9 protein-coding genes and 1 pseudogene are annotated in these 8,554 nt (G+C 70.4%); 2 read left to right on the top strand and 8 right to left on the bottom strand.

Going from position 1 to position 8,554, the window contains the following annotated elements:
- Positions 1–292: NADH-quinone oxidoreductase subunit J (locus tag AB0M20_RS15010; RefSeq protein WP_364298309.1), on the bottom strand; the 292-nt coding region annotated here is incomplete at its 3' end.
- The gene (locus AB0M20_RS15005) at positions 289–813 is read right to left on the bottom strand and encodes an NADH-quinone oxidoreductase subunit I (protein ID WP_364298307.1); all 525 of its coding nucleotides are present in this window, start codon (positions 811–813) and stop codon (positions 289–291) included. The genes AB0M20_RS15005 and AB0M20_RS15010, both read right to left, overlap by 4 nt.
- Before the next feature lie 83 nt (positions 814–896).
- Between AB0M20_RS15005 and AB0M20_RS15000 the strand changes: the two genes are divergently transcribed.
- Positions 897–1,703: a transglutaminase-like domain-containing protein gene (locus tag AB0M20_RS15000; RefSeq protein WP_364298304.1), complete on the top strand. Its 807-nt coding sequence runs from the start codon at positions 897–899 to the stop codon at positions 1,701–1,703.
- Here the strand turns inward: AB0M20_RS15000 and AB0M20_RS14995 are convergent.
- From AB0M20_RS14995 to AB0M20_RS14975, 5 genes are all read right to left on the bottom strand, one after another.
- The gene (locus AB0M20_RS14995; protein WP_364298301.1) at positions 1,696–2,655 is read right to left on the bottom strand and encodes a complex I subunit 1 family protein; all 960 of its coding nucleotides are present in this window, start codon (positions 2,653–2,655) and stop codon (positions 1,696–1,698) included. The two genes, AB0M20_RS15000 and AB0M20_RS14995, sit on opposite strands and share 8 nt — an antisense overlap.
- Positions 2,655–3,275 (bottom strand): NADH-quinone oxidoreductase subunit C, encoded by a 621-nt coding sequence (locus AB0M20_RS14990; protein WP_364298298.1) that lies wholly within the window; start codon positions 3,273–3,275, stop codon positions 2,655–2,657. Before AB0M20_RS14990 ends, AB0M20_RS14995 begins: the two co-directional genes overlap by 1 nt.
- A 35-nt stretch (positions 3,276–3,310) precedes the next feature.
- Entirely contained in the window at positions 3,311–5,107 is a 1,797-nt protein-coding gene (locus AB0M20_RS14985) for an FG-GAP-like repeat-containing protein (RefSeq protein ID WP_364298296.1), read from the bottom strand.
- A gap of 84 nt (positions 5,108–5,191) precedes the next feature.
- Positions 5,192–6,496 (bottom strand): DUF2252 domain-containing protein, encoded by a 1,305-nt coding sequence (locus AB0M20_RS14980; RefSeq protein WP_364298294.1) that lies wholly within the window; start codon positions 6,494–6,496, stop codon positions 5,192–5,194.
- Positions 6,497–6,506: 10 nt separating this feature from the next.
- Complete coding sequence (locus AB0M20_RS14975; RefSeq protein ID WP_364298292.1) at positions 6,507–7,040, bottom strand: NADH-quinone oxidoreductase subunit B family protein; 534 nt, start codon at positions 7,038–7,040, stop codon at positions 6,507–6,509.
- Positions 7,041–7,122: 82 nt separating this feature from the next.
- Here AB0M20_RS14975 and AB0M20_RS14970 point away from each other — a divergent pair, with 82 nt between their 5' ends.
- Positions 7,123–8,187, top strand: a complete 1,065-nt coding sequence (locus tag AB0M20_RS14970; RefSeq protein ID WP_364298290.1) for a sugar phosphate isomerase/epimerase — start codon at positions 7,123–7,125, stop codon at positions 8,185–8,187.
- Between the two features lie 145 nt (positions 8,188–8,332).
- Here AB0M20_RS14970 and AB0M20_RS14965 read toward each other — a convergent pair.
- Positions 8,333–8,554 (bottom strand): annotated as a pseudogene (locus AB0M20_RS14965) (aspartate aminotransferase family protein); the annotation flags it as partial.

The raw sequence follows: 8,554 nt of genomic DNA, 5'->3' as shown, positions 1-8,554 counted from the left end.
CGACCAGCAGGGCCGGCCAGACCGGTCGGTCCAGGTCGTCGGACGCGCCGATCGGGGCGCGGGTCAGCATCACCGCGAAGAGCAGCAGCACGACGACCGCCCCCACGTAGACCAGCACCTGCACCCAGGCCACCAGCTCGGCGCCGAGCACCAGGTAGAGCCCAGCGATCGCGCCCAGGCTGATCACCAGGTAGAGCCCGGCGCGGACCAGGTGCTTCGAGGTGACCACCAGCGTGGCGGCGCCGACCGCCACGACGCCCAGGGCGAGCAGGAGCGCGTCGGCAACGGTCACGGCTTCGCTTTCTTGGCGGCGTTGGACTCCTCTTTCGACGGCTCGCCCAGCACGTCGTGCGCCGGCGGCGGAGGGACGGTCGGCATCCAGGCGGCCAGCCGGGTCTTGTCGTGCAGCAGGTCGAGGACGTCGTGCTCGGCGTACTCGAACTCGGGCGTCCAGTGCAGCGCGTCGAACGGGCAGACCTCGATGCAGATCCCGCAGTACATGCACAGCGAGAAGTCGATGTCGAACCGGTCGAGCACGTTGCGCTGCCGCGCGCGGGCCGCACCCGGAACGATGACCTCTTCCTTGTGCGAGTCGATGTAGATGCACCAGTCGGGACACTCGCGGGCGCACAGCATGCAGACCGTGCAGTTCTCCTCGAGCAGCGCGATCACGCCGCGGGATCGCGGCGGCAGCTCGGGCTCGACATCCGGATACTGCTGCGTGGTGCTGCGCGAGACCATCGTGCGCAGCGTGATGGCCAGCCCGTTGATCAGGCCCGCACCCGGCGTGCTCCGCTCCCCGTCCCCACTCACAAGGCCATATCCTGCCCCTTCCCTCGATCGGAGGCGAGCAGGGGGTTGACTCTGACACCGTGTCAGGCCGTTTCTTGGCTGTCATGAGTGATTACGTCGCTGCCGGGGTGATGACCGATCCCCGCGAATACCGGAACCTGTTCGAGGGCCTGCCCGCGTCGCCCGGTGGGGTTGCCGAGGTCGTGCAGGGTCTGATGGTGCACGAGTTCTGGGCTGACGCGTACGACCTGACGCTCACCGACGAGCAGAAGCAGACCGTGCACCTGCGGAAGACGTCCGAGCTGCTCGCCGCCATCGTCGAGGTCGACGACCGGCCGCTCGCGGAGGCCCGGGCTCCCGAGCGGCGGATCGCCACCAACTGCCGCGGGTTCAGCGTGCTGGCCGTCGCCATGCTGCGGCACGCGGGGGTGCCGGCGCGGGCCCGGTGCGGCTTCGGGGCGTACTTCAACGCCGGGAAGTTCGAGGATCACTGGGTCGTCGAGTATCGGGCCGGCGGGCGCTGGCGGATGCTGGACGCTCAGCTCGATGAGCTGCAGCGGAACACCCTGAAGATCGGCTTCGACGTCGCCGACATGCCGGCCGGGCAGTTCGTCGTCGCCGGGGACGCCTGGCGGCGCTGCCGGGCCGGGGAGAGCGACCCCGCCGACTACGGGTTGAGCCCGCTGAACGAGGGCGGCTGGTGGTGGATCGCGGGCAATCTGATGCGGGACCTCGCCGCGCTGGACGATGTCGAACTGCTGCCGTGGGACGTCTGGGGTGAGATGCCCGAGCCCGGCGCCGAGGTGGACTTCGCGCTGTTCGACGCCATGGCGGCCGGAGAACGACCGGTCGGCGCCGTACCCGACAAGGTCTTCAATGCCCTGCGGCAACGCCTCGAGACGATCAGGTGAGGACCTTGACCACCGCGGTCAGGACCAGCTGAGCCAGCGCCACCGGCACGAGGACCAGCCAGCACAGCCGCTGCAGCTGGTCCTCGCGCAGGCGCGGGTTGCTCATCCGCAGCCACATGATCACGAAGGTGACCGCGCCGGTCTTGAGCAGCGTCCACAGCCAGCCCAGCTGTTCGGCGAACGGACCGTGCCATCCGCCGAGGAACAGCACGGTGGTGAGCGCGGCGATCACCACGATGCCGACGTACTCGGCGAGCAGGAAGAACGCGAAGCGCATGCCCGTGTACTCGGTCATGTAGCCGAAGACCAGCTCGGACTCGGCGATCGGCATGTCGAACGGCGGGCGGCGGATCTCGGCCAGGCCGGAGATGAAGAAGACGACCGCGGCCGGGGCCTGCCAGAGCAGCCACCACGGAGACCAGGCCTCGACGATGCCGACCAGGCTGAGCGTCCCGGCGGCCATCGCGACGCTGGCTGCGGCGAGCACCAGCGGCAGCTCGTACCCGAGAAGTTGGGCCGCACCGCGCAGGCCGCCGAGCAGGCTGTACTTGTTCGCCGACGCCCACGCCGACATCAGCACCGCGACCACGCCCACGCCCAGCACGGCCAGCACGAAGAACAGGCCGAGGTCCAGGGCCTGGGCGACGAGGCCGCCGGGTCCGAGCGGGAGGGCGAGGAACACCAGGAGGTACGGGAAGAGCGCGACGATCGGGGCCAGCCGGAAGACGGAACGGTCCGCCTCGCGCGGGGCGACGTCCTCCTTCTGCAGGAACTTCACGCCGTCGGCGACCAGCTGCGCCCAGCCGTGGAAGCCGCCCGCATACATCGGGCCGAGGCGGGCCTGCATGTGTGCCATCACCTTGTGCTCGGCCTGGCCCACGATCAGCGGCAGCAGCAGGAAGGCGAGCATGACGGCGACGACCCGGATCGCCAGGTCGAGCCAGAGCGGCATCAGGCCTCCTCCTTGGCGGAGGCCCGCGGACCCCAGTCGTTCGGGTCCGGCACGCCCGGCGGCCGCATCGGGGCGCGCTTGGCCGGCCCGCCGCCCTCGGACTCGCCCGGCTCCTTGGCGCCGGGCCACGGCTTGGCCACCCGGGCCGCGAGCACGAACTCCTTGCGCAGCGGGTTGCCCTCGAACTCGGGCGGCAGCAGCAGCGGCCGCAGGCCGGGGTGCCGCTCGAAGCCGATGCCGAACATCTCGTGGGTCTCGCGCTCGTGCCAGGCCGCGCCCGGGTACAGGTCGGTGAGGGTCTCCACCACAGGATTCGCCCGCGGCACCCGCGCCCGCAGCAGGACGCCGTGCCTGCGGCGCGACGACCACAGGTGGGCGACGACGGTGAAGCCCTCGTCGAGCTCGTCGACCGCGGACAGCCAGTCGAAGAAGTCGCAGCCCAGCGCGCCGGGGTCGAGCGCCGCGCCGGCCGCCGTCCACCACCGGGCGACCGGGACGTCGACGACCGCCCGCTCATGACCGGGCCCGCCGCCGGAGACGCCGGCGGTCACCTCACCGGGCTCCTCGGTGTCGGCCGTCAGCAGCGCGACCAGCCGTTCACCGACCTCTTCGGGCGTCATGCCGAGCATCCTAGGGCCCGGCATGACGCCCGGCCTCAGAAGACCCGGAGGTAGGCGGCGGTGGTCCACCCGCTGCCGACCAGGCGTGGCGTGCCCGGGAACAGGGTGTCGCCGGTGCCCGAGCCGTCGCCGCTGGACCGCCACAACATCATGCTGCCGTCGGCTTTGTCGGCGAAGATGTCGTCCAGCCCGTCGTTGTCCTGGTCACCGACCCGCAGGCGCGGCCACGCGGCCACCGTGAAGCCCGGGTTGGCGTTCAGGCCGCCGCCCGGGAACGGCCGGGTCGCGCTGTCGACGGTGAGCCAGGTGCGCGTGGCGCCGGTCGAGTAGACCGCCGTGATGTCGTCCTTCTCGTCGCCGTTGTAGTCGCCGGTCAGGATGCGCGGGATGTTGGCGGTGGTCCACCCGGAGCCGATCTCGACCGGCGGCGTGTTGAACAGCGTCTCCGCCGCCGAGAGGTCGCCCGAGGAGCGGAACAGCAGCAGCTTGCCGGCGCTGTTCTGGCCGACCAGGTCGCTGTCGCCGTCACCGTCGATGTCCATCGTGAACAGTCGCGGATAGGCGGCGGCGGTCAGCCCGATCGTCGTGTGCACCGAGCCCTGCCCGAGGAACATCTGGTCGGTCTGCATCACGCCGGTCGACGGCCAGGCGCGCAGCTCGCCACCGTTGTAGACGGCCGCGATGTCGGTGCGCCCGTCGCCGTTGAAGTCACCGACCACGATGCGCGGGACGCGCGCGGTGGTCCATCCGCGGCCGACCTCGGCGTGCGCGCCGGGGAAGAGCGCGGCGTCGGCCATCGTGCCGCTGGACGCCCAGCAGCGCAGCTCGCCGGTGCTCATCACCCGGCAGGCGTCGCTGCGGTTGTCGCCGGTGAAGTCGCCGACCACCACCCGCGGCACGCTCGCCGAGGTCCAGCCGGAGCCCACGGTCTTGTGCCCGCCCGGGTACGCCGCCACGGCGCCGCTCGTGTCGCCGGTGCCCTGCCAGCCCCGCAGGGTGCCGTCGGTGCGGTTGCCGATCAGGTCGGCCACGCAGTCACCGGTGAAGTCGGGGAACGGCCCGCCCACACCCGGCGCGTCGACCCAGCCGCCGGCGGTGTTGCACTTCGGCCTGGTGGTGGCGGCGATCCAGCCGGCGAGGTCGTCGACCCGGGCCTCCACGGTCGTCGCGGTGCCGCCGTCGAAGTCAAGGCAGCCCTTCTGGCCCGACTCGGAGTGCACACCGGCCAGCTCGACGACCCCGGACACGGTACGCACCGCCGGTCCGCCCGCGTCGCCCTTGCAGAGCACCGCGTCGTCGCCCTCGACCGGAGTGGCGCTCACCGTCGCGGCACCGACGGCATCGACGGTCACGGCCGCACCACGCAGCCGGGACGGCACCCACTCGTCCTTCGTCCGCCCGAAGCCCAGCACCCGCAGTTCGTCGCCGGCGCCCGGCGCGGAGGTGGCGACCCGCACCGCGGGCACGCCCTTGGCGGTCTGCACCAGACGGGCCAGCACCACGTCACGGTCGGGATGCGGGACGAGCCGCGTCACCCGCAGGACGTGACCGGCGGTGGTGGCGCGATCGGGCCGGCCCACCGTCACCGTCGTCGCCTGCTGGGGTGCGCCGGCCGGCACCTCCGCACCGAAGCAGCTCTTCGCCGTGATCACCCACTGCGGAGCGACCAGCGCGCCGGTGCAGCCCGACCCGAGCTCGCCGCCGACCTGGACCTGGGCGGCGAACGCGAGGTCCTCCGCGCCGCCGATCACGGCCTGCGCCGGACTCGCGCCGCTGACCAGCACGAACGTCATCGAGGCGAGCCCGATGGCCGCCTTGGTTCCCCGTTTCATATGTATCTGTCCTTCCCCCGTTCAAGGCGGACAGATCATAGGCCGTCGATACGACCGCGCGCGGCCCCGCGGCTCACTGCAGGCTCACTGCAGGCCGGGCAGCCGTCCGTTGCGGAAGACGTCGACGAAGTCTTGGTGGTCCTCGCGGGCCTGGTCGCCGTACTTGTGGGCGAAGTCGACCAGGTGCGGGACGAATCTCGCCTCGTCCTTGTCGACCGCGGCGACGATCGCCTCCTCGGTGGAGAAGTCGACCAGGTCGTGACTGGACTCGTCGTCGGCCACCGAGTGCATCCGGGCCACCGCGCGGCCCAGGTCGGCCACCACGCCGGTGAGCTCCTCGGGCTCGTTGACGTCGGCCCAGTCGAGGTCCGCCGCGTACGGGGAGACCTCCGCGACGAGCTGGCCGACGTCACCCAGGTCGGTGTAGCCCACCCACGGATCGGCGTGCGCCTGCAACGCCAGCTGCGACTCGGCGGTGCGGTGCCCCTGATGGTGGAAGTACGACCGCACCCGCTCGTCGTCGATCCAGCGGGACACGGCCGGCACCTGCGCCTGCTTCATGTAGATGACGACGTCGTTCTCCAGCGCCTCGGTGTGCCCCTCGAGGAGCAGGTTGTACGACGGCAGCCCGGCCGATCCGATGCCCACGCCCTTGCGCAGCTTGATGTCCTTGATGTTGGTGGACACCGGCCGGGTCTTCTCGGGCAGCGTGGTCAGGTAGCGGTCGAAGGCCTCCCGCACTGTGGCCTCGGTGTCGCCGTCGACCTCGTAGACGCCGTCGCCGACGGAGAACCGGCGCTCGTAGTTGTCGATCGTGGTCTGCTCGGCGAGCAGCTCGACCCGGGTGTTCAGCCGGGCCCGCTGGAGCACCTCGCGCAGGACCCCGTCGGCGGTCTTCAGCGTGATCGAGCCGATCGCGTCGTCGCCGCCGGCCGCGATCGCGCGCAGCTCGGTCAGGTACGACTCGGCGAAGCCCCGGACCAGGGTGGTGATCGCGTCGTCGGAGAGCGCCTTGGCGTACCCGATCAGGGCGATGCTGGCGGCGAACCGCTTGAGGTCCCAGGAGAACGGCCCGACGTACGCCTCGTCGAAGTCGTTGACGTTGAAGACGAGCTGACCGGTGGCGTTCATGTAGGTGCCGAAGTTCTCCGCGTGCAGGTCGCCGTGGATCCACACCCGGCTGGTGTGCTCGTCGAGGAAGCTGTCGTCGCGATAGGCGCCGCTGAGGTCGGCGTAGAACAGTGAGGCACTGCCCCGGTAGAACGCGAACGGCGACGCGGCCATCTTGCGGAACTTGCGCCGGAAGGCGGCCGGATCCTGCGCCATCAGGTCGCCGAATTCCCTGCTCAGGACATCGATGATGAAGTCGGCGCGCGACTGCTCGGTCATAAACCGGAGATTAGCCCCCGGATGCCACCGGCGGGACCACCTTCGGGGCGGTCAACGCGGCCGCGTCGGGTCGTGACACTCCCCCAACGCCTGATTGCTCGCCGGCGATCTGCTCCTGCAGCCGCAGGATGCCGTGCAGCAGCGCCTCGGGCCGCGGGGGGCAGCCGGGCACGTAGACGTCCACCGGGATGATCTGGTCGACGCCCTTGGTGACCGAGTAGGAGTCCCAGTACGGCCCGCCGCAGTTGGAGCAGGAGCCGAACGAGATCACATACTTGGGCTCGGGCATCTGGTCGTAGAGCCGCTTGATGGCCGGCGCCATCTTGTCGGTGACCGTGCCGGACACCACCATCAGGTCGGCCTGCCGCGGGCCGTGGGCGAACGGGATGACGCCCAGCCGGATGAAGTCGTGCCGGCCCATGCTGGACGCGATGAATTCGATGGCGCAGCAGGCCAGCCCGAAGTTGAAGACCCACAGCGAGTAGCGGCGCCCCCAGTTCAGCACGAACCGGATGGGCTCCCCGAGGACTCCTGACACGGACATCAACCTACCAGCGCTCCGACTTTTGCATATGGACGACGAAAGTTATTCCGATCATGACGAAACTTGTTTAACGTCCGTCGATATGAATCTCTCCCGCCGTCGCGTACTCGCCGCCTCCGCCGGCGCGGCCGCCGCCCTGGGCGCCGCCGGCTTACCCGTCCTGCAGACCGCCAAGCCCGCCATCGGTGACGACCGCCTCCACGCCGAGCCCCTCATCCCGGCGCAGAACCGGGGCATCATCCTCTACAGCGTCCGGGACCGGATCTCGGCGCCGCCGGACGACTCCGGTGTCCCCTACGGCTTCGAGCGCGTGCTCGCCCGGATCGCCGAGCTCGGGTACTCCGAGGTCGAGTTCGCCGGTTACAACCAGAGCACCGAGATCCTCGGCCGGCAGATCACACCCCAGGAGATCCGCAAGATCCTCGACGACAACGGGCTGGTCGCCAACGGCACGCACACCCAGATCAACCCGGCCACCTTCCAGCAGCAGCTGGACATCGCCGAGACGCTGGGGATGAAGAACATCGGCACCGGGTCGGATCCGACCGGCAGCGCGTACCAGTCCGATTGGGACGCTGCCGCGGCGGTGTGGAACGAGCTCGGCCGCCAGGCCAAGGAGCGCGGGCTGCGGCTCTACACCCACAACCACGATGCCGCGTACGCGTTCCTGCTCGACGCCGGGCCGCTGGACGCCACCGGCCGGCCCACCCGGTCGAGCGGCATCCGCAAGCTCGAGTACTTCATGGCCGTCACCGACCCGAAGTACGTGTTCTTCGAGCTGGACATCTACTGGGCCTACGTCGCCCAGTACAAGCACCGCACGTACACCAACTCCGCGGGCAAGACCCGCACCGACATCTTCGACCCGATCCTGACCGTGGCCAACCGCACCAAGCGGTTCCCGCTCTTCCACGCCAAGGACGGCGACAAGGACACGAGCCAGGCCAACGGGTACGTGATGACGCCGCTGGGCGAGGGCGACATCAACTTCCAGCAGTTCTTCGAGACCATCGGTGAGCCGGAGTTCCACCACGCCAACTGGGAGATGGACACGGCCCCGGGCGGCGCCGCAAACCCGGGCCAGTCCCTGGCCTACGCCGACCTCAGCTACGACAACATGGCGGCGCTGACGATCTACAAGCGCTGACCACCAAAGTGGTAGCCCACGCGGCAATCGCGCCGGCCGATGAGCCGCTGGGCTACCACTTTTCGCTTGCCCCGCGGACCGCGACCGCAATTGGTAGCCCACGGGGCAATCGCACGCCCGAATAGCCTCCTGGGCTACCACTTTTTTAAGGGCGCTGGAGCATGCTCAGGAAGCCTGTCAGCAGGGCTTCTCGCAGGCGGGGTGGGGCCGCGCTGAGCAGCGTGTTGACCGCGGCCATCGGGCCGATCCCGCTGCGCGACAGGCCCAGCCCCGCCGCCAGGCCCTCGATCAGCTCGGGGGTCACCGCCGCCGGGGTCAGGGCGCCGGCCGCGGCCAGCAGCTCCGGCGGCAGCTCGACCGGGCCGCG

Origin of the sequence: Actinoplanes sp. NPDC051633 (assembly GCF_040681735.1) — a bacterium.
In the GTDB taxonomy this organism is placed as follows: domain Bacteria; phylum Actinomycetota; class Actinomycetes; order Mycobacteriales; family Micromonosporaceae; genus Actinoplanes.
This window is presented reverse-complemented; position numbering and strand designations above follow the sequence as displayed.

Coding starts and splice junctions, on each gene's coding strand:
- AB0M20_RS15000 (WP_364298304.1), top strand. CDS start 897: ATGAGTGATTACGTCGCTGCCGGGGTGATGACCGATCCCCGCGAATAC.
- AB0M20_RS14995 (WP_364298301.1), bottom strand. CDS start 2,655: ATGCCGCTCTGGCTCGACCTGGCGATCCGGGTCGTCGCCGTCATGCTC.
- AB0M20_RS14990 (WP_364298298.1), bottom strand. CDS start 3,275: ATGACGCCCGAAGAGGTCGGTGAACGGCTGGTCGCGCTGCTGACGGCC.
- AB0M20_RS14985 (WP_364298296.1), bottom strand. CDS start 5,107: ATGAAACGGGGAACCAAGGCGGCCATCGGGCTCGCCTCGATGACGTTC.
- AB0M20_RS14980 (WP_364298294.1), bottom strand. CDS start 6,496: ATGACCGAGCAGTCGCGCGCCGACTTCATCATCGATGTCCTGAGCAGG.
- AB0M20_RS14975 (WP_364298292.1), bottom strand. CDS start 7,040: ATGTCCGTGTCAGGAGTCCTCGGGGAGCCCATCCGGTTCGTGCTGAAC.
- AB0M20_RS14970 (WP_364298290.1), top strand. CDS start 7,123: ATGAATCTCTCCCGCCGTCGCGTACTCGCCGCCTCCGCCGGCGCGGCC.